Source organism: Streptomyces sp. NPDC107454 (assembly GCF_055582885.1).
In genome coordinates this window covers 118,883-140,921 of sequence record NZ_JBVJPA010000019.1, presented here as the reverse complement: position 1 = coordinate 140,921, position 22,039 = coordinate 118,883, and the positions used below count along the sequence as shown (strand labels likewise).

Genomic DNA, 22,039 nt, shown 5'->3' with positions numbered 1-22,039 from the left:
CATCCTACGGTGGCCCACTGACTGCGAGGCACCGCTCGCGGGTGTCTGTCGTGGACGGATCAGAACGAATCCTCGACAGCGGCGGGCGCCGGCACGGCTCGGACGACTGGACCGGTACGGCTCAGACGACGGGAAGCGTGCGGGGGCCGAGGTCGTCGCGGACGGGGGCGCGGGCCAGCCGCACGGTGGCGCCGAGCACGCTCAGGCCGCGCGGGGCGACCACCACCGGCTCCAGGGAGACGGCGACGACCTCCGGGTGGTCGTCGACCAGCCGCGAGACGCGCAGCATCAGCTCTTCGAGGGCCACGGTGTCGACCGGCGCCGAGCCACGCCAGCCGAACAGGAGCGGCGCCGTCCGGATCGACCGGACCAGCGAGCTCGCGTCCCGGTCGGTGACCGGAACCAGCCGGTGTGCCGTGTCCCCGAGCAGCTCCGACGCGGCTCCGGCCAGGCCGAACGAGAGCACCGCCCCGGCCGCCGGGTCGATGACGGCCCGTACGACCGTGTCGACCCCGCGCGGCGCCATGCCCTGCACGACCGGGCGCAGCACCTCCGGCGCTCCGAAGAGGTCGGTCAACTCCGTGTACGCCCTCCTCAGTTGCGCCTCGTCCGTCAGATCCAGGCGTACGCCGCCCAGGTCGGCACGGTGTCTCAGGTGCGGTGCGGTGGTCTTGAGGGCCACGGGGTAATCGAGGGTGCGCGCGGCCGCGGCGGCCTCGCCGGGTGTCGGCGCGGGCAGTGCCCGGTGTACGTCGATGCCGTACCGCCCGAGCAGCAGGCAGGCGTCCTCGGGGGCGAGTGTCAGTCCCGAGCCCCGGGAGAGCAGCCCGTCGATCTGCTCGGCGGCGCCCTTCTCGTCGATGTCCTCGTACTCGGGGACCTTGCCGGGGTCGGCCACCTCGCGCCGCCACTGGGCGTACTTCACGGCCTCGCCGAGGGCGCGGACGGCGCGCTCGGCGGCGGGGTAGGCGGGGATGAGCCGGGGGCTCGCCTCCGAGGCGCCGCCCACCGCGGTGGCCGGGCGTTCGGCGGGACGGCGTGCCTGGCCCGCGCCGGGTGCCGTGGACGCCGCCTGTGGCGCGGTGCTGGCCGCCGCGGACAGGGCCTCCGCGAGCCCGCCGAGCTCGACGTGCACCACGAGCACCGGCTTCGCCGGGGCCGAGGCCGAGGCCGATCGGAGGGCCTGAGCCAGAGCCGCGTCCTGGGCCGGCGTCTCCCCCACGGCCGGTATGGCGGTCACCACCACGGCGTCGCACCTGTCATCGGCAAGGGCTTTCGTCAGCGCCCGGTGGAAGTCCTCCGCCGAGGCCGCCGTGGTCAGATCCAGCGGAGGAAGCGGTCGCAGCCCTTCGGCCAGGCACGCGTCGAACGTCAGCAGCCCCAGGGACTCCGAGTTACCGAGGATCGCCACCCGGGGTCCCGCGGGGAGCGGCTGGCGGGCCAGCAGAAGCCCCGCGTCGACCAGCTCGGTGATCGTGTCGACCCGGATCACCCCGGCCTGCCGCAGCAGCGCGGACACGGTGGCGTGCGGCAGCCGGGTGGCCCGTACGGCATGCCCCTGGGGAGCGGCGGCGTGCCGCGCCCCCTGGACCACGACCAGCGGCTTGGCGGCCGCCGTCCGCCGGGCGAGCCGGGTGAACTTGCGCGGGTTGCCGATGGATTCGAGGTACATCAGGGCGACGTCGGTGTCCGGGTCGTCGTACCAGTACTGGAGTACGTCGTTGCCGGACACGTCCGCCCGGTTTCCGGAGGAGACGAAGGTGGACACGCCGGTCACGCCGGTGACGCCGCCGCCGCGCCGGTGCAGCCGGGAGAGCAGCGCGATCCCGATCGCGCCGGACTGGGCGAACAGGCCTATCCGCCCGGGGCGCGGCATCTCGGGCGCGAGCGAGGCGTTGAGGCGCACCTCGGGGGAGGTGTTGATGACCCCGAAGGCGTTCGGCCCGATGATGCGCATCCCGTATGTACGCGCCTGGCGGACGAGTGCGCGCTGGCGCTCGCGTCCGGCGGGGCCGCTCTCGGCGTACCCGGCGGAGACGACCACGAGGCCCTGCACCCCGTGCTCGCCGCACTCCGCGACGACTTCGGGGACGTACGGCGCGGGCACGGCGACGACCGCGAGGTCGACGGGCTCGGCGATGTCGCGGACGGAGCGGTGGGCCGGGACGCCGTCGATCTCCTTCTCCTGGAGTGCCTTGTTCACGGCGTACAGCCGCCCGGTGAAACCGGCCGCGCGCAGGTTGTCGAGAACGCTGCGTCCCACCCCGCCGGGAGTGCGGCCCGCTCCGATGACGGCGACCGAGCCGGGCGCGAGCAGTCGCTGCACGGACCGCGCCTCGGCGCGCTGCTCCCGCGCGCGCTGCACGGCGAGCGAGCGGTCGGTGGGTTCGAGGTCGAACTCCAGGCGTACGACGCCGTCCTCGAAGTGCCGCTTCTGCTGGTACCCGGCGTCCGTGAACACCTTGATCATCTTGGTGTTGGCGGGCAGTACCTCAGCGGCGAAACGGCGGATGTCCCGCTCTCTGGCGACGGCCGCGATGTGCTCGAGGAGGGCCGAGGCGACGCCGCGGCCCTGGTGGGCGTCCTGCACGAGGAAGGCGACCTCGGCCTCGTCCGCGGGAACCGAGGCGGGCCGACCATCGGCATTAATACGGTCATAGCGTACGGTGGCGATGAACTCGCCGCCGACCGTGGCCGCGAGTCCCACCCTGTCCACAAAGTCGTGGTGCGTGAAGCGGTGGACATCCTTGGCGGACAGGCGCGGGTAGGGCGCGAAGAAGCGGTAGTACTTCGACTCGTCCGAGACCTGCTCGTAGAAGCTCACCAGCCGCTCGGCGTCGTCGACGGTGATGGGCCTGATGCGGGCGGTGCCGCCGTCGCGCAGCACCACGTCGGCCTCCCAGTGGGAGGGGTACTCGTGCCGGTCCGACGAGGTCTGCATGGGCCCCAGAGTACGGCTCGCGTCCGACAACGGCGCGGGGCAGGCTGGGGGCACCGAAGTCGGATCCAGGCCGGGATCCGACGCGGAGTCCGGGACGGGAACAACGCCCAGCCCGGACTCGCTTCACGTTGTGGAACACTGGTCTAGACAACCCTGAACACCTGAAGGGCAGCATCACATGGCTGAGCGCCGCGTCAACGTCGGCTGGGCCGAGGGCCTCCACGCCCGTCCCGCCTCCATCTTCGTCCGGGCGGCCACGGCCTCCGGTATCCCCGTGACGATCGCCAAGGCGGAGGGCAACCCCGTCAACGCGGCCTCCATGCTGGCGGTCCTCGGCCTGGGCGCCCAGGGCGGCGAGGAGATCGTCCTCGCCTCGGACGCCGAGGGTGCGGACGCCGCGCTCGACCGGCTGGCGAAGCTGGTGGCGGAGGGTCTCGAGGAGCTCCCCGAGACCGTCTGAGAAAGAGCCCCCGAACGGGGTTCCTCAATTGATGGCGGGAGTGGCCTTCGCACCAAAAGACCCCGCCCCGCACGCATTCGAAGGGCTCGCCCGAAAACATCGGGCGGGCCCTTCGCTTTTTCTCATTGCGGGCAGCAGAAATAATCCCCCGCGAATTACCCCTCTTTGTATACGGCGCCGGTGTTAATGACGCACGCCCGTCATGTTTACGGGATGTTGCGAAGTCCTCACACGCTCTGGACGATCTCCCCCGCCGGGAAAACGCAGCCGGTGCGCGGCCGTCGCGCGCTCGGCGTGCAGCGCCGTGACGGCCCGCGCCCGCTCGCTGTCGCCGCGCGCCACCGCGTCCACGATCCCGCCGTGCTCCGCCCAGGACTCCGCCGGACTGACCGGCGCCTCGACCGCGTACATCCAGGCGATCTTGTGCCGCAGCTGGGCCAGCGTGGAGGTCAGCGCCGGGCTCCCGGAGGCCTGCGCGAGGGTCTCGTGGAACCAGCTGCCGAGCGAGCGCAGATCCTCGCTGTTCCCCCTCCTGGCCCGCTCCTGGCCCAGTCTGACCAGGCCTCGAAGCACCTTGAGGTGGGCCTCGGTGCGCCGCTGCGCGGCCCTCGCGGCGCCCAGCGGCTCCAGGAGGATGCGCATCTCGAGCAGGTCCGCGCCCTCCTGCTCGGTGGGCTCCGCGACGCACGCGCCCGCGTGCCGACGGGTGACGACGAAGCCCTCGGCCTCCAGCGTGCGCAGCGCCTCGCGCACGGGGACCCGCGAGACGCCGTAGCGGCGCGCGAGCAGTTCCTCGGTGAGCCGGCTGCCGCGCTCGTAGACACCCGCGACGATGTCGTCACGGATCGCCGTGCATACCGAGTGCGCGGGAATGCGCATGACCGGACCTCCGCCTTAATCCCCGCGAAACGCGGTCGATTGACGCTTGTTCAGCGACTCTATTGCAGAGAACCGGAATTTCCGATGGCGGGCCGGAATCCATGGATATTTTTTGGACAGACAGCCGTTCGAAACGACGAAGCCCCGGCTGGGGGGCCGGGGCTTCGGAAGTGTTGACGCCGGTCGTCGGACGTTCGGGGTGTGCGAACGTCAGACGTTCACACCGTGCGAGCGGAGATAGGCGACCGGGTCCATGTCGGAGCCGTACTCCGCCGTCGTGCGGGCCTCGAAGTGGAGATGCGGCCCGGTGGTGTTCCCGGTGGAGCCGGAGAGGCCGATCTGCTGGCCCGGAGTGACCGTCTGCCCCACGGAGACACCGATGGACGACAGGTGGCCGTACATCGTGTAGGTGCCGTCGTGCATCTTCAGAACGATCTGGTTGCCGTACGCGCCACCCCAGCCGGCCGTGACGACCGTGCCTGAGCCGACCGCGTGGACCGAGGTCCCGGAGGCGGCATGGAAGTCGACGCCCGTGTGGCTGCCGGAGGACCAGAGGCTGCCGCCGGTCTTGTAGCCGGTGGAGATGTACGAGCCGGTGATCGGCAGGACGAAGGTGTTGAGGCGCTTGCGCTCGGCGGCGCGGGCGGCACGCTCCTTGGCCTCGCGCTCCTTCTTCGCCTCCTCGGCGGCCCTCTTGCGCGCGGCTTCTTCGGCCTTCTTGCGCGCGGCGGCCTCGTCGGCGGCGCGCTGCTGGGCGGCGGCCTGCGCGTCGATCTGGGCGGCGACGTTGTCGCCGAGGGTGACGGCCTGGGTCAGCCCGGTCTGCTCGACGGAGGCGTCCGCGGCGAGTGCCGGGGCGGCCAGGGTTCCGATGACACCGGTGGTGGTGAGCGCGGCGACGCCGACGGCGTTCGTGGTGGAGCGCTTCACGCGGCTCGGACGGCGGTGTTTCCCGGGGCCACAGGTGAACGCCATGTAGAGGCTGATCCTTTCCTTCCCTCTCGCCTACCGGGTTAGCTGACGGGTTCGGAGCAGGAAGGTCTCCTACGGACTCCCTCCAGGGAGGGCGTCCGATTCACCCCAGGGACTACGTGTGGGTCCCCGGCTCCCCTGGCTCGCGCCGTACGGGGACTCGGCGATGACTGTCCGGTGCCGCGGGCGCGGCGCACTGCCTGACGAACAGCCGCACCGACGCTAGACGGGGCGTCTTTCAATCAACAAACGGATCACGGCTTTTGTAGTGCATGCCACAGGGCAGACGGGCAACCTCCCTACCAATACGGACATCTTGGGGACGAAGTCCGCGCGAGAACCCGAGCGGAAATCCGATCAAAAAGGGGCCCGGGCGACTCTTCAGTCACCCGGGCCCTACGGAGTCACGCTCTTCCGCTCCGCGTGCGGCTCGGCTTACCGCCGGCCCCCGCTGAGCGGCTGCTCCGCTGAACCTCTACTCCGCCGGAACGACGGTCACTTCACCGATTCCGAGGGCCTTGACGGGCTCCTGGATCTGCGCGGCGTCGCCGACGAGGACGGTCACCAGACGGTCCACCGGGAAGGCGCTCACGGCGGCCGCGGTGGCCTCCACGGTGCCGGTCGCGGCCAGCTGCTGGTACAGCGTCGCCTGGTAGTCGTCCGGCAGGTACTGCTCGACCTGGTCCGCGAGCGTGCCCGCGACGGCCGCCGCGGTCTCGAACTTGAGGGGCGCCACCCCCACCAGGTTCTGTACGGCGATATCGCGCTCGGCGTCCGTCAGGCCCTCTGCGGCGAGGGTGCGCAGCACCTTCCAGAGGTCGTCGAGCGCCGGGCCGGTGTTCGGGGTGTCCACGGAGCCGCTGATGGCGAGCATCGCGATGCCGGTTCCGTCCGGCGCGGCGCGCAGGACCTGGCCGAACGCCCGCACACCGTAGGTGTAGCCCTTTTCCTCGCGCAGGACGCGGTCCAGGCGCGAGGTGAGGGTGCCGCCGAGGCAGTACGTGCCGAGCACCTGGGCGGGCCACACACGGTCGTGCCGGTCGGCGCCGACACGGCCGATGAGCAGCTGCGTCTGGACCGCGCCGGGGCGGTCCACGATGATCACACGGCCCGTGTCGTCGGCGGCCACCGACGGCACGGGGCGCGGCTCGGCGGACGAACCGGTCCAGTCGCCGAGCGTCTCGGCGAGCAGCGCGTCGAGGTCGACGCCGGTCAGGTCGCCGACGATCACGGCGGCCGACGTGGCGGGACGTACGTGCTTGTCGAAGAAGGCGCGTACGGCCGCCGAGTCGATCTTCTGGACGGTCTCCTCGGTGCCCTGGCGCGGACGCGACATACGCGAGGTCGCCGGGAACAGCTCCTTGGAGAGCTCCTTGGCGGCACGCCGGGCCGGGTTGGCCGTCTCGTGCGGGATCTCGTCGAGCCGGTTGCGCACCAGCCGCTCGACCTCGCTGTCCGCGAACGCCGGTGCCCTCAGGGCGTCGGCGAGCAGCCCGAGCGCCTTGGGCAGGCGCGAGACGGGCACTTCGAGCGACAGCCGTACGCCGGGGTGGTCGGCGTGCGCGTCGAGGGTGGCGCCGCAGCGCTCCAGCTCGGCGGCGAACTCCTCGGCGGAGAGCTTGTCGGTGCCCTCGGAGAAGGCGCGCGCCATGATCGTGGCGACGCCGTCGAGGCCCGCGGGCTCGGCCTCCAGCGGCGCGGCGAGCAGCACCTCGACGGCGACGACCTGCTGGCCGGGACGGTGGCAGCGCAGCACGGTCAGGCCGTTGTCCAGCGTGCCGCGCTCGGGCGCCGGGAAGGCCCAGGGCTTGGCCTGGCCCGCCTGGGGCTGCGGGTGGAAGTCCATGGTGGCGAGCTCGCTCACTTCGCCGCCTCCTCGTCCTCTTCGGTGGTGTCGGCAGCGACCGGCTCGTACACGAGCACCGCGCGGTTGTCGGGTCGCAGGCGGGCCTTCGCGACCTCCTTGACCTCCTCGGCCGTGATGTCCAGGACGCGCTGCACGGCCGTCAGGGCGAGCTGCGGGTCGCCGAACAGGACGGCGTACCGGCACAGTTCGTCGGCGCGGCCGGCAACCGTGCCGAGCCGGTCCAGCCACTCGCGCTCCAACTGGGCCTGGGCGCGCTCCATCTCCTCGTCCGTGGGGCCCTCCTCGGCGAACCGGGCGAGCTCGGCGTCGACGGCGGACTCGATCACCGGGACCTCGACGTCACCGGACGTCTTCACGTCCAGCCAGCCCAGGGAGGGCGCTCCGGCGAGCCGCAGCAGGCCGAACCCGGCCGCTACGGCGGTGCGGTCGCGGCGTACGAGCCGGTTGTAGAGCCGGGACGACTCGCCGCCGCCGAGGATGGTGAGCGCCACGTCGGCCGCGTCGGCCGCGCGCGTGCCGTCCTCCGGGAGCCGGTAGGCGGCCATCAGGGCGCGCGCCGGGACCTCCTCCTCGACGACCTCGCGCAGTTGCTCGCCGATGACCTCGGGCAGCGAGCCGTCGCGCGGGGCGGGCTTGCCGTCGTGCCCGGGGATGGAGCCGAAGTACTTCTCGATCCAGGCGAGCGTCTGCCGCGGGTCGATGTCGCCGACCACGGAGAGCACCGCGTTGTTCGGCGCGTAGTAGGTGCGGAAGAAGGCGCGGGCGTCCTCCAGGGTCGCCGCGTCCAGGTCCGCCATCGACCCGATCGGGGTGTGGTGGTACGGGTGGCCCTCGGGGTAGGCGAGCGCGGTCAGCTTCTCGAAGGCGGTGCCGTAGGGCACGTTGTCGTAACGCTGGCGGCGCTCGTTCTTGACGACGTCCCGCTGGTTCTCCATGGACTCGTCGTCGAGCGCGGCCAGCAGCGAGCCCATGCGGTCGGCCTCCAGCCAGAGGGCGAGCTCCAGCTGGTGGGCGGGCATCGTCTCGAAGTAGTTGGTGCGCTCGAAGCTGGTCGTTCCGTTCAGGGAGCCGCCCGCGCCCTGCACCAGTTCGAAGTGGCCGTTGCCCTTCACCTGGCCGGAGCCCTGGAACATCAGGTGCTCGAAAAGGTGAGCAAGGCCGGTACGGCCCTTGACCTCGTGCCGTGAGCCGACGTCGTACCAGAGGCACACCGCCGCGACCGGGGTCAGATGGTCCTCGGAGAGCACCACGCGCAGGCCGTTGGCCAGGCGGTGCTCGGTCGCTGTCAGGCCGCCGGAGCCTGCTTCAGCTGTGGCCGTGTGACCCATGGGCATGTACGTCCCTTCGATCGCGGAAACTGCAGAATTCCTGCCGGTCCTGCCACTGTATGCAAGCGCGCCGACAGGTGGCGAAGTTCCCGCACCTCGTACGCCGAGAGCGAGAATTCCTGAGGTGGGAGGCCGGACTTCCGTTCACCGTGAGCGAGCGGAACGGGGCTCCGTGGAGCCTCTATGGACGGGTCGCGGTCGGCGTTGTCAGTGCGGCGGTCCACAATGGTGCGCGTCAGAACCCGTTCATGCCCCGGCAGAGACTGTGAAGGAGCCGCAGCAGCGATGGCCCGCCGCAGCACGAAGACCCCGCCGCCCGACGACTCGTACGAGGAGAAGATCCTCGACATCGACGTCGTGGACGAGATGCAGGGCTCCTTCCTCGAATACGCGTACTCGGTCATCTATTCGCGAGCCCTGCCGGACGCCCGTGACGGCCTCAAGCCCGTGCACCGCCGCATCGTGTACCAGATGAACGAGATGGGGCTGCGCCCCGACCGCGGCTATGTGAAGTGCGCCCGCGTCGTCGGCGAGGTCATGGGTAAGCTCCACCCGCACGGCGACGCGTCGATCTACGACGCACTCGTGCGCCTGGCCCAGCCGTTCTCCATGCGCCTGCCGCTGGTCGACGGCCACGGCAACTTCGGCTCACTCGGCAATGACGACCCGCCGGCCGCCATGCGTTACACCGAGTGCCGGATGGCCGACGCCACGTCACTGATGACCGAGTCCATCGACGAGGACACGGTCGATTTCACGCCGAACTACGACGGCCAGGAGCAGGAGCCCGACGTCCTCCCGGCGGCGTACCCGAACCTGCTGGTCAACGGCTCGTCCGGGATCGCCGTGGGTATGGCGACGAACATGCCGCCGCACAACCTCGGCGAGGTCATCGCGGCCGCCCGCCACCTGATCCGCTATCCGGGCGCCGACCTGGACACGCTGATGAAGTACGTACCGGGCCCCGACCTGCCCACGGGCGGCCGTATCGTCGGCCTGACCGGGATCAGGGACGCCTACGAGTCGGGCCGCGGCACCTTCAAGATCCGCGCCACGGTGTCGGTGGAGGACGTCACGGCGCGCCGCAAGGGCCTCGTCGTCACCGAACTGCCCTTCACGGTCGGCCCGGAGAAGGTGATCAGCAAGATCAAGGACCTGGTCAACGCCAAGAAGCTCCAGGGCATCGCCGACGTCAAGGACCTCACCGACCGCTCGCACGGACTGCGCCTGGTCATCGAGATCAAGAACGGCTTCGTGCCGGAAGCGGTCCTGGAACAGCTCTACAAGCTGACGCCGATGGAGGAGTCCTTCGGCATCAACAACGTGGCGTTGGTGGACGGTCAGCCGCTCACCCTGGGCCTCAAGGAGCTCCTCGAGGTCTATCTCGACCACCGCTTCAACGTCGTGCGCCGCCGCAGCGAGTTCCGCCGCGGCAAGAAGCGCGACCGTCTCCACCTGGTCGAGGGCCTCCTCGTCGCCCTCCTGGACATCGACGAGGTCATCCGCCTCATCCGCTCCAGCGACAACTCGGCGCAGGCGAAGGAACGCCTGATCGAGCACTTCTCGCTCTCCGAGATCCAGACGCAGTACATCCTGGACACGCCGCTGCGCCGCCTGACCAGGTTCGACCGCATCGAGCTGGAGTCGGAGCGCGACCGGCTCAACGGCGAGATCGACGAGCTGACCGGCATCCTCGACTCGGACGCCGAGCTGCGCAAGCTGGTCTCCGGAGAACTGGCCGCGGTCGCCAAGAAGTTCGGCACCGACCGGCGCACGGTGCTTCTGGAGTCCGCGGGCACCCCCGCCGCGACGGTCTCGCTCCAGGTGGCCGACGATCCGTGCCGGGTGCTGCTGTCCTCGACGGGCCTGCTGGCCCGTACGGCCAACGGCGACCCCTTCGGGGAGGCCGAGGACGCCAAGCGCACCAAGCACGACCTGATCGTCTCGGCGGTGCCGGCGACGGCACGCGGCGAGATCGGGGCGGTCACGTCCTCGGGCCGCCTGCTCCGGCTGAACGTGATCGACCTGCCGCAGCTGCCGGAGACGGCGTCGGCGCCCAACCTCTCCGGAGGCGCGCCGATCGCGGAGTTCCTGTCCTCCCTGGAGCCGGACGAGACGGTGGTCTGTCTGACGACACTCGACGAGTCCTCGCCCGGCCTGGCGATCGGCACCGAACAGGGCGTCGTGAAGCGTGTGGTCCCCGACTACCCCTCGAACAAGGAGGAGTTGGAGGTCATCACCCTCAAGGACGGCGACCGGATCGTCGGCGCGGTCGAACTGCGCACCGGCGAGGAGGACCTGGTCTTCATCACCGACGACGCCCAGCTGCTGCGCTATCAGGCCTCGCAGGTCCGCCCGCAGGGCAGGGCGGCGGGCGGCATGACGGGCATCAAGCTCACCGAGGGCGCGAAGGTGATCTCCTTCACCGCGGTCGACCCGGCGGCGGACGCCGTGGTCTTCACGGTGGCGGGCTCGCGCGGCACGCTGGACGACTCCGTCCAGACCACGGCCAAGCTGACGCCCTTCGACCAGTACCCGCGCAAGGGCCGCGCCACGGGTGGCGTGCGCTGCCAGCGGTTCCTGAAGGGCGAGGACTGCCTCTCACTGGCCTGGGCGGGCGCGCTTCCGGCCCGGGCCGCGCAGAAGAACGGCACACCGGCCGAGCTGCCGGAGATCGACCCGCGCCGTGACGGCTCGGGAGTGTCGCTGGCGAAGACGGTGTCGGTGGTGGCGGGCCCGGTGTAGATCAACCGGTCTCTTCGAGACCGTCGGGCTCCTCGTCCTGTACGTGGCTGTCCTGGTCGTAGCGGTCCTGTACGTGACTGTCCTGCACGTAGCGGTCCTGTACGTAGCGGAGGACGCCCCACATGCTGTGTTCGTCGGCGTGTGGGGCGTCCTTTTCGCACGCCTCCAACTCCTTGGTCAGAGTCGAGGTGTCGATGCCGGAGCCGATCAGCACGAGCTGGGTGAGGCGCGGCTCGGCAGAAGACCAGGGCTCCGGGTAGAAGCGCAGAAACCGTCCGACGGCATGCACGGCGTACCGGTTGTCCCGGTCCTGGGCGCCGAAATCGACGTAGCCCTTGATGCGGTAGAGCCCCTCGGGCCTGCTGTCGAGGAAGTCCATCAACTCCCGGGGACCGAGCGGCACTTCGGAGCTGAAGGAGAGGGATTCGTAGGCGGAGTGCAGGTGGTCGTGGTGCCCCTGGGAACCACTCTCGTCGTGCCGGTGGAGGTCGTCGAAGGACAGCTGCCCGATGCGCTCCTCGCTCGGCCTGCAGTCGAAGAGGAACTCGGGATCGACGCGGCCGTAGGTGGCGGGCACGACGGCGGCCCGGTCGACAAGCCCGCGTACGGTGCGCAGCACGCGCTCGCTGTCCTCGGCTCGGTCGATCTTGTTGACGACGACGAGGTCGGCGAGGGCGAGATGCCGGTCGATCTCGGGATGCTTCTCGCGCGTACCGTCGAACTCGGCCGCGTCGACCACCTCGACGAGCCCGCCGTAGACGATCCGCGGATGCTCACTGGCCAGCACCATCCGCACGAGCTCCTGGGGCTCGGCGAGGCCGCTCGCCTCGATGACGATGACGTCGATACCGGCCGAGGGCCGGGTCAGCCGCTCGAGATACTCGTCGAGTTCACTGGCGTCGACGGCGCAGCACAGGCATCCGTTCCCCAGCGAGACGGTGGAGTCCCCCAGCGCCCCGGCCACGGCCATCGCATCGATCTCGATCGCCCCGAAGTCGTTGACGACGGCGCCGATGCGGCTGCCTCCGCTGCGGTGCAGGAGGTGATTGAGCAGGGTGGTCTTGCCTGAGCCGAGGAAGCCGGCGAGGACGAGGACCGGGATCTGCCGGGCGGAAGTTCCCTCGACGTGGACCTGATCACCGGCGGTCCGGTCGATGGGGACCTGACCTGAGGTCTGGTCGATCAGGGCCTGACCCGAGGTCTGGTCGATCGGGACCTGCTGCGGGCTGGGCTGGCTCAACGGGCGACCTCTTTCACACCGACGCGTGCTCCGGCTCATGAACCGGCTCTTGGACGAGGACGGCTCGTGGACCGGCGCTCGTACGGGGAATGGCTGCCGACCAAGGATACGAGCGGGAGGAATCCCCGCGAAGTGAACGATTGTTAGCGGCGCTCGCGGGGCACACGTTGGACATGGCGCCGGGGAACGCGACCCGCACTTCCCTCCGTGCGCCTCCTCTCCGCCTCCCCGCCGATCAGAGCCGCTCGGCAAAACTGGGAGACGGCAAGCGCGCCGCCCACCGCTCGCCGGTCCGCTCCCTGTCGCCCCACAACCGACGACCGGCGGAACGGTCGCCTGATTCGGGGGTTGACATGGCCACACAGAATTCCGCGATACGGAGGCTTGGCTCAGGTACCTGGGCCAAGCTCGCCCTCGCAGCCAACGCCGTCGCGGAACGCAGCTCACGGCAGCGCAGGCGCGCCGTGCTCACCGAGCAGCACCGGCTCCATTTCGATCTGTTGTGCAAGGCCATGGACGATCCCGCCCTCGCCGCCGTCCTGAACACGTACGAAACGGAGATCAGCTCCGAGGAGCAGCGGCAGTACCTCTTCGCCAACGCGCTCTACATCAACGCCCTGTATTTCCACCGGATCGGGGCTCTGACGCGTGCGGAGCTGCACGGCCACTTCCGCATCATGTGTCAGAACCAGATCTTCCGGGCGTACTGGGTGGCGACGGAACACCATCGCAAGAGCCTGCCCGACTCCTCCAAAGAGGCCGAACTGGGCCGGATGATGGACAGCCTGATCCAGGATCAGACTGATTCCGACACCGACGAATGGTGGGTCGTGGGGGAGCCGGACGAAGAGACGCCGTGACCCCCGGTGCGCCCTGCACACGGCCCTCGCGTGCCGTCAACGGAAGATGCCGAGGTGCACTCCGCTGCCCACTGTCACCTTGCGCACCACGGGCGACAGGAGTCGATAGGTTGTCACCCGTCCGCACCTCCGGGCACTCCGACGAACACCCCTGCGCTCGGAGACAGACCTCTTTCCTCCGACGAACATCTCCGCTCGGAGTCAGCCACGCTCCGAGGACCCGCAACTCGGAGCCACCCATCACTCCGAGCCAAAAGGTCGGTATCACCCCGTGGAGATCACGACATATGCCGTGGCAGTCGTGGCTGCCCTCCTGCTTCCCGTCCTGATAGCCGTACTGGTCGCCTGCCTCAGCCCCAACGCCGGCCAACGCGGCGACGCGTACCGCGTCCTGGCGCGCATATGCAGCACCGTGGAAAAGGTGTTCCGGCGTGGGGCATGACGCCACAGGTCACCACGCATTCACTGGCGGCGTGAGCCGGACGCCCCGCACGCTCGGGGAGTGCGCCGCCAGTGACCTCGACGCGTACGTATCACCCCAATGCTACTTTTCGTCAAGGGGAGATGCCGAAGTTCACTCGACTGCTTGGTTGCTTTGCGCACCATGGGCAACAAGAAGCGCTAAATTGTCGCCTGCCCGGTCTACGGGCACTCCGACGAACACCCCTGCGCTCGGAGACAGATCTCTTGCCTCCGACGAACATCTCCGCTCGGAGTCAGTCACGCTCCGAGGACCCGCGGCTCGGAGGCACCCATCAGTCCGAGCCATAAGGTTGGTACCACTCCGTGAAAATCGTGCGACGTGTCGGGGCAACACCACGCGAGCGCGGCAGCGCCACTGGCCAGTCGTGCCCCGACATCTTCGAACTCAGTGACGGCAGCTTCGCTGTCATTGGGCGCGAGGCCACCAAGGAACTCGACCCCGAGCTTCCGCCCGACGCCGCACGAGCCGACTATGAGCGGATCGTCATCATCACGCGCGAGACCCTGCTCCGCGCGAAGAAGGACATCCCTGATGCTTGACGTCACCGCCGCCCGGAACTGTTCCAGGAATTGATCCAGGCACAGCTCCAGGAACCGGTCACGGGCAACTGAAGGTCGGAGTTCCGCCCGGTACCCCTTGGGCCACGACGTCCAGGCCCGGCATCGACGTGATGCCGGGCCCTTCATGTGTCACGACACCCGATCGCGTCAGCCGGCCACCGGTTCAACCACCGGCACCGCCACCGGCGGAACCGGCCCCACATACCGTGCCGCCGGACGGATGATCTTCGGGTCCTCCGCCTGTTCCAGGATGTTGGCGCTCCAGCCGACGACGCGGGCCGCGGCGAAGGTGGGGGTGAACATCTCCCGTGGGAGACCGCACAGTTCCATGACCACGCCCGCGTAGAACTCCACGTTGGTGTGGAGTTCGCGGCCGGGCTTCAGCTCGGCCAGGATCGCCTCCACCCGGTGTTCGACCTCGACGGCGAAATCGACCAGAGAACCGCCGAACTGCTGGGCGATACCGCGGAGCATGCGAGAGCGGGGGTCCTCGGTGCGGTACACCGCGTGTCCGAAGCCCATGATGCGATCGCCCGCGAGGACTCGTTCACGGATCCAGGAGTCGATGCGGTCGGAGGTACCGATCGCGTCGAGGGTGTCCAGGGCCCGGCTCGGCGCACCGCCGTGCAGCGGGCCCGACAGCGCCCCGACCGCGCCGACCAGGCACGCGGCCACGTCCGCCCCCGTCGACGTGATCACCCGCGCGGTGAAGGTTGACGCGTTGAATCCGTGATCAATGGTTGATATCAAGTACTGCTCGACCGCCCGGGCCCGCGCCGGGTCCGGCTCCGTGCCCGTCAGCATGTAGAGGTAGTTCGCCGCATACGGCAGGTCGGCACGCGGTTCCACCGGCTCCAGCCCCCGCCCGAGCCGATACAGCGCGGTGAGCAGCGTCGGCACGGCCGCGCACGCCGCGAGCGTGTCCGCGCGACGCCGGTCGACGTCGATGTCGTACACGGGCCGGAACCCCAACGACGCGCCGAGCAGCGACAATGCGGTCCGCAGGCCCGCGAGCGGTCCGGACGGTCCGGTCGCCGCGGCGATCGCCGGCAGCGCCGCGCGCACCTCGTCCGGCAGCCCACGCAGCGCCGCGGTCCGCGCGGCGAAGGCGGCACCGCGCGCCGCGTCCGGCAGTTCACCGTGGACCAGTAGATGCCAGACGTCCTCGAACCCACGGGTCTGTGCGAGTTCGACGGCCGAGTACTGGCGGTAGTGGTAGAAGCCCTCCCGCCCCCTGACATCACCCAGTGCGGTGTCGGTGACGACGACGCCCGAGAGTCCTCTCGGTACGTCGACAGGGGTGATGGACGGTGCGGTCGCGGCCCGGTTGATCGGCATACTTTCCTCCCTGAACTTGATTCGACTGTCCATGATTGACTAGATCCGTGTCAATATTGATTGGATCAACATACTGATACACGGATACGGTGGCGCCCATGAGGGATCAAGAAGCGGCAGGGTCGACGCATGAGGGACACGAAGGACCTGGAGGACGCGGAGGCCACGAAGGCCGGCGGCTCAGCACCAGGGAGACCGCCGAGCTGCTCGGTGTGAAGCCCGAGACCGTGTACGCGTATGTGAGCCGCGGTCAGCTCAGCAGCCGACGCGACCCAGGAGGTCGCGGCAGTACCTTCGACGCCAGGGAGGTGGAGGCGCTCGCCCGGCGCAACAGGCGTGATTCCAGCGGGAGTTCGAGCACCGGCGGCGAGCTGTCCGTCCGCACCCGCATCACTCTCATCGACAAGGACCGGTACTACTACCGAGGCGTCGACGCGACCGAGCTGGCCGCGCGTCACTCCTACGAAGAGATCGCCGAATGGCTGTGGACCGGAGAGCTGCGCCCCGGTGTCACGTTCACCGCCCCGGAGGCGTCCGTCACCGCCGCCCGCCGCGCCGTGGACGCGCTGCCCGAGCACAGCGGCCCCACGGACCGGCTCCGGGTCGCCGCGATCGCCGCATCGGCCGCCGATCCACTGCGCTTCGACCTCACGGAGAGCGCCGTCCTCGGCACCGCGCGCACCCTCATCCCCACCCTCGTCGCCGCCCTCCCGCCCTTGCGTCACGACCACCGCGACGAAGGCCCGCTGGCCCACCGGCTGTGGGGACGCCTCACCGGCCGGACTCCCGACGAGGCGTCACTTCGCGTGCTGGACACGGCACTCGGCCTGCTCGTCGACCACGACCTGGCCGCCTCGACACTCGCGGTGCGGGTCGCCGCCTCGGCACGGGCTCACCCGTACGCCGCCGTCTCCGCGGGCCTGGGCGTGCTCGAAGGCCCCCTGCACGGCGCGGCCAGCGGCCTCGCCCACCGGCTGCTCCTCGACGTCCTCGACCAGGGCACCGCCGCCCCCGTGGTCGCCGACGAACTGCGCGCCGGGCGCCGTGTCCCCGGGCTCGGCCACCGGCTCTACCCCGGCGAGGATCCACGCGCGCGTGCCCTGTTCGCCCTCCTGGAGGAGGTCCCGGGCGCGGCGCCCGCATTGGCGGCGGCCCAGGACATCGTGACCACCGCCGCCCGGCACACTCCCCTGCACGCCAATGTCGACCTGGCGCTGGCCGTCCTCACGGTCTCCTCCGGCATGTCCGCCTCCGCCGGGGAGACGGTTTTCGCCGTCGCCCGAACAGCGGGATGGATCGCCCACACCCTGGAGGAGTACGAGGAACGCCCGCTGCGCATGCGCCCGAGCGGCCACTACGTAGGAGCACGACCGCCGCAACCACTCCCCAAGTGAGCCCCCGGAGCGCCCCACAGCGCTCCGAATGCGCCCAAAGTGCGCCCCCATACACGCGGTCGGAAGTCACCCTGGGCGAAGTCAGGTTAGGCTCACCTCTGTGAGTACGTGCACGACCGCGTCCCGGGACCTCGACGAGCCCCTCGCGGGGACCGCGGCGACCGCGAGGACATGGCTGCTCCTCGAACAGCCGGGCCCCTGGGGTGCCAAGGCGCTCACGTCGAGCCACCTGGACCCGGCGCTCGGCCGCGCGCTCGAAGCCGCGGCCCAGGACACCGGGGTGCGGATCGCGCTCATCCGCCGCCCCGGGCGGCACGCCGACTGCGGTACGCCCGCCGAACGCCAGGTGTACGCGGCTCACACCACCCCGGGCAACGTATGGCTGCACGGCGCCACGACGTGCGCTCCCGAGCGGTTGCTCGACCTGGACTTCACCGCGCTCGGCGAGGGAGACCCGCGCACCTTCGACGCGGCTCTCCAGGGTCGGCGCCACACGGGCGACCCGCTCGCGCTCGTGTGCACCAACGGCAAGCGCGACCGGTGCTGCGCGCTCCTGGGCCGCCCCCTCGCGGCGGAACTCGCCGCCTCGGGCGTGGCGGGCGCGTGGGAGGTCACCCACCTCGGCGGGCACCGCTTCTCGCCCACCCTGCTCGTCCTGCCGTACGGATACTCCTACGGGCGGGCCGAGGCCCACGCGGTCAAGGAGATCCTCCAGGGCGTGCGGGAGGGCCGCGTCGTCACGGAGGGATGCCGGGGCAACTCGGCGTGGGAGCGGCCCGGGCAGGCGGCGGAGCTGGCCGTACGCAGAGCTTGCGGAGAGGACGCCGCGGAAGCCCTCGGCGTCGTCCGCACAGACGGCGCGGCGCCGCGCTGGGAGGTGACCGTCGCCCACACCGACGGGCGCCTGTGGCGTGTCATCGTCGCGCAGGGCGCCTCACTGCCGCCCCGCCCGGAGAGCTGCGGCTCGGTGCTGGGATCCCCGGCCCGGATGGACGTGGTGGCCGTACGGGAGATGCCCCGGGCCACGATCCCCGTAGCCTGCTGACCAGGACTCCTGAGCGGGCCGGCCCGTACCCGCCGACCACAGCTTCCCCACACGCCGCTCGAGAGATCCACGCCACACTCCCCTCGGCCCGGCGCGCGCTCCCCCGTACCGTCATGGGTATGAGCCCCACTCCCCCCGCACGACGACTGCGCCTCGGTCTGCCGCGGCGGGCGTTCTCTCAGGTGCTGCTGATGCAGGTGGCGATAGCCGCCGGTGTTGCCGTGCTCGTGACAGGGCTGTTCCTCGCCCCGCTCAGCGCCCAGCTCGACAACGAGGCCATGCGCCGGGCACTCGCGATCGCGCAGACCACGGCGGCCCAGCCGCAGATCGCCAGGGACCTGCAGACGACCCTGCCGTCCGTGAAGGGTCCCGTGCAGGTCGCCGCGGAACGGATCCGCAAGGCCAGCAAGGCCGAGTACGTCGTGGTGATGAACACGCACGGGGTGCGCTGGTCGCACAAGGACACCTCGCAGATCGGCGGGGTCGTCTCGACCGACCCTCACCGGGCTCTGGCCGGCCAGGACGTCATGGAGATCGACAGCGGCACGCTGGGGCGCTCGGCCCGCGGCAAGGTACCGCTGCGCGACGCCGACGGGCACATCATCGGCGCGGTCTCGGTGGGCATCGAGTACGACAGTGTGCGCGCCCGGCTGATCCAGGCGATCCCGGGACTCCTCGCGTATGCGGGCGGGGCTCTGGCCGTCGGCGCGTTCGCCGCGTATCTACTGTCCCGACGGGTCCAGCGGCAGACCCGTGACCTGGCCTTCTCCGACATCTCGGCGCTGCTCGCGGAGCGCGAGGCGATGCTGCACGGTATCCGCGAGGGCGTCATCGCTCTGGACCGTGTCGGCCGCGTGCGGCTCCTCAATGACGAGGCGCAGCGCCTGCTCGGGCTCGACGCGGAGGCCATCGGGCAGCCGCTCGACGACGTGCTCGGGCCGGGCCGCACGACCGATGTGCTGGCCGGCCGGGTCACCGGCACGGATCTTCTGACGGTCCGCGGTCAGCGCGTTCTGGTCGCCAACCGCATGCCGACCGACGACGGCGGCGCCGTGGCCACCCTGCGCGACCGCACGGAACTGGAGCAGCTGGGACGTGAACTCGACTCGACCCACGGGCTGATCGACGCCCTGCGCGCGCAGGACCACGAGCACGCCAACCGGATGCACACGGTCCTGGGGCTGCTGGAGCTGGAGATGTACGACGACGCCGTGGAGTTCGTCGGCGAGGTGGTCGGCGACCACAGGGTCACCGCGGAACAGGTCACCGAGAAGATCCACGATCCGTTGCTGGCCGCCCTGCTGGTCGGCAAGGCCACGGTGGCGGCCGAGCGCGGGGTGGCCCTCTGGGTCGCGGACGGAACCAGGCTGCCCGACCGGCTGGTCGACCCGCGGGGGCTGGTCACCGTCGTGGGCAATCTGGTCGACAACGCGCTCGACGCCGTCGCGGGCACCCCACACGCGCGTGTGGAGGTCGAATTGCGCGCCGAGGGACGCACGGCCGTGCTGCGCGTACGGGACACCGGACCCGGAATTCCGGCGGAGCGGCGGGAGCTGATCTTCACGGAAGGGTGGTCCACGAAGAAGCCACCCGCGCACGGCAAACGCGGACTCGGGCTCTCCTTGGTGCGCCGGCTCGCCGAGCGGCAAGGAGGCAGCGCGGAGGCGGCGGAGGCCGACGGAGGGGGCGCGGAGTTCACGGTCGTACTGCCGGAAGCGCTCACGGAGGCCGGTCTCGGGCCGGCGGAAGGCCTGGTGCCGGCTGCAGGCCTGGTGCCGGCTGAAGCCCTGGTGCCGACCGCGGGCCTCATGGCAGGCCCGGAGGGTGAACCCGGCCACGGGCCCGCACCGGAACTCGTGCCACAGCCGGACACGTTCTCCCAGGACACCACCGGCGCCACCGCCGCCACCACGACCGCCGAGGAGGAGTCGCGATGATCGAGGTCCTGGTCGTGGACGACGACACACGGGTCGCCCGGGTCAACGCCGCGTACGTCGCCAAGGTGCCCGGCTTCCGCGTCGCCGGCGAGGCGCACAGCGCCGCCGAGGCGCTGCACGGGATAGAGACGCTGCCCCACGTGGATCTGGTCCTGATGGACCACTACCTGCCCGACGAGACGGGACTCACGGTCGTCCAGGAGATGCGGCGGCGCGGCCACCAGACCGACGTCATCATGGTGACCGCGGCCCGCGACATCTCGACCGTCCAGGCGGCCATGCGGCAGGGCGCCCTGCAATACCTGGTCAAACCGTTCGCGTTCGCGGGCCTGCGCGCCAAGCTGGAGGCGTACGCGGGTCTGCGCCGCACGCTCGACGGCGGCGGCGAGGCCGAACAGGCCCAGGTGGACCGGATTTTCGGCGCCCTGTCGGCGAGTGCGGAGCCGGACCTGCCCAAAGGGCACTCCCCCACGACCGCGGAGCTCGTCCGGCGGGCCCTGGTGACCGCCGAGGGGCCGCTGTCGGCCCAGGAGATCGCCGAGGAGACCGGACTGAGCCGACAGACCGCCCAGCGCTATCTGAAGCTCCTGGAGCGCACGGGACGGGCCAGGCTGACCCTCAAATACGGCGACGCGGGCCGCCCGGAGCATCGCTACGTCTGGGCGACCCGCACCTGAGGGCACGGCCGAAGAGCGGGAGATCCCGAAGGCGGGGCCACGGGGCGGGGAGGAGTCCCTGCCCCGCACCGGGCCCGCGCCGGCCCTCGCTTCCCCGCCCGCGGCGGCCTTCGTTTCTCCGCCTGCGGTGGCCTTCGTTTCTCCGCCTGCGGTGGCCTCGGTGGCTTTCTTCCTCAGCCGGTGGCGGCCTTCTTCACGAACTCCGTGGTGTATGTCTTGCTCAGGTCCACCTTGGCGTTCTTGATGTTGGGGTTGAACGCCTTGAGCACCTTCTCGACGGTCTCGGGGCCGTCCACGGGCATCACGCCGTCCTTGGTGAACATCGGCAGCGTGCTCTGGATGGCGGTCGCATAGAGCGTCTTGTTGCCCTGGGAGTAGTCGGCGGGCATCTTGGCGGCGATCTCGGAGGCGCTGTGCGTGGACATCCACGTGAGGGTCTTCACGAAGGCGTTGGCCAGCTTCTGGACCGTCTCCTTGTGGCCGTTCACCCAGTCCGTCTGCATGTAGAGGCTGGACGAGGGATACGGACCGCCCAGCGCCTCCTGCGAACCGCTCGGCGTGCGCATGTCGATGAGCACCTTGCCGAGGCCCTTCTGCAGGACCGTGGCGACGGTCGGGTCCGTCGTCATGCCGCCGTCGATGGCCCCCTTCTGGAGCGCCGAGACGAAGGTCGGACCCGCGCCGACGGCGACCGGCGCGAACTCGCTGACCTTCACACCGTTCTTGACCGCGAGGTACTTGGTGAGGAAGTCGGTGGAGGAACCGAGCCCGGTGACGCCGAGCTTCTTGCCCTTGAAGTCCTTGGGCGAGGTGATGTCGTCCGCTCGCTTGGTGGAGACGATCTCCACCTCACCGGGCGCGTGCGAGAACTGCACGACGGACTCCACGGCCTTGCCCTTGGTCTGCAGGTCGAGCGTGTGGTCGTAGAAGCCGACGGCTCCCTGGACCTGTCCGGACACGAGTGCGGTCTCCGCCTGCACACCGGCCGGCTCACTGAGGAGTTCGACATTCAAACCCTCGTCGTTGAAGTAGCCGAGCCGCTGCGTGAGCATCGCCGGCATGTAGATGACCTTGTCCAGGCCACCGACCATGATCTTGACGTGCTCCCCCTTGCCGCCGCCCCCGTTGCTGCCGGAGTCTGCGGTGGTGGAGGCCGCGTCGTTGGCGCAGGCGGTGAGCGAGGAGAGGGCGAGCAGACCGGCGGCTGCCAGCGCGGAGTATCTGGCGGTCTTGCGCATGATGGGTCACGTCCTTGTGAGAGGGCAGTGCGGGAAAAGGGGTGCCCTGGGGGGCGTTGAGCGGAAAGGGAGCA

Annotated in this window: 17 protein-coding genes and 1 riboswitch; of the genes, 9 read left to right on the top strand and 8 right to left on the bottom strand. The window is 70.3% G+C overall.

All coding sequences use genetic code 11. The annotated features are described in order from the left end of the window. Positions 1–121: 121 nt before the first annotated feature. A complete protein-coding gene (locus tag ACZ69M_RS40090) occupies positions 122–2,941 on the bottom strand; it encodes a bifunctional acetate--CoA ligase family protein/GNAT family N-acetyltransferase (RefSeq protein ID WP_470057859.1) in 2,820 nt (939 codons plus the stop codon). Positions 2,942–3,119: 178 nt separating this feature from the next. Here ACZ69M_RS40090 and ACZ69M_RS40085 point away from each other — a divergent pair, with 178 nt between their 5' ends. Next, positions 3,120–3,401: an HPr family phosphocarrier protein gene (locus ACZ69M_RS40085; RefSeq protein WP_054229914.1), complete on the top strand. Its 282-nt coding sequence runs from the start codon at positions 3,120–3,122 to the stop codon at positions 3,399–3,401. A 183-nt stretch (positions 3,402–3,584) separates the two neighbouring features. On the opposite strand, the gene ACZ69M_RS40080 is transcribed toward ACZ69M_RS40085, so the two are convergent. The 4 genes from ACZ69M_RS40080 to ACZ69M_RS40065 form a co-directional block, all read right to left on the bottom strand. Further along, complete coding sequence (locus ACZ69M_RS40080) at positions 3,585–4,280, bottom strand: GntR family transcriptional regulator (RefSeq protein ID WP_470057857.1); 696 nt, start codon at positions 4,278–4,280, stop codon at positions 3,585–3,587. 210 nt (positions 4,281–4,490) lie between these two features. Continuing rightward, on the bottom strand, positions 4,491–5,255 hold the full coding sequence (locus tag ACZ69M_RS40075) for a M23 family metallopeptidase (protein WP_067375294.1): 765 nt from the start codon (positions 5,253–5,255) through the stop codon (positions 4,491–4,493). A 12-nt stretch (positions 5,256–5,267) separates the two neighbouring features. Further along, a riboswitch (cyclic di-AMP (ydaO/yuaA leader) is annotated at positions 5,268–5,428 on the bottom strand. Positions 5,429–5,727: 299 nt separating this feature from the next. Then, on the bottom strand, positions 5,728–7,116 hold the full coding sequence (locus tag ACZ69M_RS40070) for a M16 family metallopeptidase (protein ID WP_470057855.1): 1,389 nt from the start codon (positions 7,114–7,116) through the stop codon (positions 5,728–5,730). After that, positions 7,113–8,453, bottom strand: a complete 1,341-nt coding sequence (locus tag ACZ69M_RS40065) for a M16 family metallopeptidase (protein ID WP_403699793.1) — start codon at positions 8,451–8,453, stop codon at positions 7,113–7,115. Before ACZ69M_RS40065 ends, ACZ69M_RS40070 begins: the two co-directional genes overlap by 4 nt. Positions 8,454–8,732: 279 nt before the next feature. Here ACZ69M_RS40065 and ACZ69M_RS40060 point away from each other — a divergent pair, with 279 nt between their 5' ends. Next, positions 8,733–11,192, top strand: a complete 2,460-nt coding sequence (locus ACZ69M_RS40060; protein ID WP_470057853.1) for a DNA gyrase/topoisomerase IV subunit A — start codon at positions 8,733–8,735, stop codon at positions 11,190–11,192. Between the two features lies 1 nt (position 11,193). Here the strand turns inward: ACZ69M_RS40060 and ACZ69M_RS40055 are convergent, their stop codons facing one another. Next, positions 11,194–12,348: a CobW family GTP-binding protein gene (locus tag ACZ69M_RS40055; RefSeq protein WP_470057934.1), complete on the bottom strand. Its 1,155-nt coding sequence runs from the start codon at positions 12,346–12,348 to the stop codon at positions 11,194–11,196. 437 nt (positions 12,349–12,785) lie between these two features. On the opposite strand from ACZ69M_RS40055, the gene ACZ69M_RS40050 reads away from it, so the two are divergent. The 3 genes from ACZ69M_RS40050 to ACZ69M_RS40040 all read left to right on the top strand — a co-directional run bounded on the left by ACZ69M_RS40050 (position 12,786) and on the right by ACZ69M_RS40040 (position 14,315). Then, entirely contained in the window at positions 12,786–13,292 is a 507-nt protein-coding gene (locus ACZ69M_RS40050; RefSeq protein ID WP_452970582.1) for a DUF6082 family protein, read from the top strand. A 271-nt stretch (positions 13,293–13,563) separates the two neighbouring features. Next, complete coding sequence (locus ACZ69M_RS40045; RefSeq protein ID WP_470057850.1) at positions 13,564–13,734, top strand: hypothetical protein; 171 nt, start codon at positions 13,564–13,566, stop codon at positions 13,732–13,734. Positions 13,735–14,078: 344 nt separating this feature from the next. Beyond that, complete coding sequence (locus tag ACZ69M_RS40040) at positions 14,079–14,315, top strand: hypothetical protein (protein WP_054229908.1); 237 nt, start codon at positions 14,079–14,081, stop codon at positions 14,313–14,315. Positions 14,316–14,483: 168 nt separating this feature from the next. Here the strand turns inward: ACZ69M_RS40040 and ACZ69M_RS40035 are convergent, their stop codons facing one another. Then, positions 14,484–15,674, bottom strand: a complete 1,191-nt coding sequence (locus ACZ69M_RS40035) for a citrate synthase (RefSeq protein WP_470057848.1) — start codon at positions 15,672–15,674, stop codon at positions 14,484–14,486. 98 nt (positions 15,675–15,772) lie between these two features. Between ACZ69M_RS40035 and ACZ69M_RS40030 the strand changes: the two genes are divergently transcribed. From ACZ69M_RS40030 to ACZ69M_RS40015, 4 genes are all read left to right on the top strand, one after another. Beyond that, positions 15,773–17,068, top strand: coding sequence for a citrate synthase (locus ACZ69M_RS40030; RefSeq protein ID WP_470057846.1), 1,296 nt, complete (start codon positions 15,773–15,775; stop codon positions 17,066–17,068). 100 nt (positions 17,069–17,168) lie between these two features. After that, positions 17,169–18,113 (top strand): sucrase ferredoxin, encoded by a 945-nt coding sequence (locus tag ACZ69M_RS40025; protein ID WP_470057844.1) that lies wholly within the window; start codon positions 17,169–17,171, stop codon positions 18,111–18,113. A gap of 119 nt (positions 18,114–18,232) precedes the next feature. Next, entirely contained in the window at positions 18,233–20,050 is a 1,818-nt protein-coding gene (locus tag ACZ69M_RS40020) for an ATP-binding protein (RefSeq protein ID WP_470057843.1), read from the top strand. After that, positions 20,047–20,727 carry a response regulator gene (locus ACZ69M_RS40015; RefSeq protein WP_470057841.1) on the top strand — a complete coding sequence of 227 codons (681 nt, stop codon included), beginning with the start codon at positions 20,047–20,049 and terminating at the stop codon, positions 20,725–20,727. Before ACZ69M_RS40020 ends, ACZ69M_RS40015 begins: the two co-directional genes overlap by 4 nt. Before the next feature lie 173 nt (positions 20,728–20,900). Here ACZ69M_RS40015 and ACZ69M_RS40010 read toward each other — a convergent pair whose 3' ends face one another. Beyond that, positions 20,901–21,965 carry an ABC transporter substrate-binding protein gene (locus tag ACZ69M_RS40010; protein WP_470057840.1) on the bottom strand — a complete coding sequence of 355 codons (1,065 nt, stop codon included), beginning with the start codon at positions 21,963–21,965 and terminating at the stop codon, positions 20,901–20,903. Between the last annotated feature and the right edge of the window lie 74 nt (positions 21,966–22,039).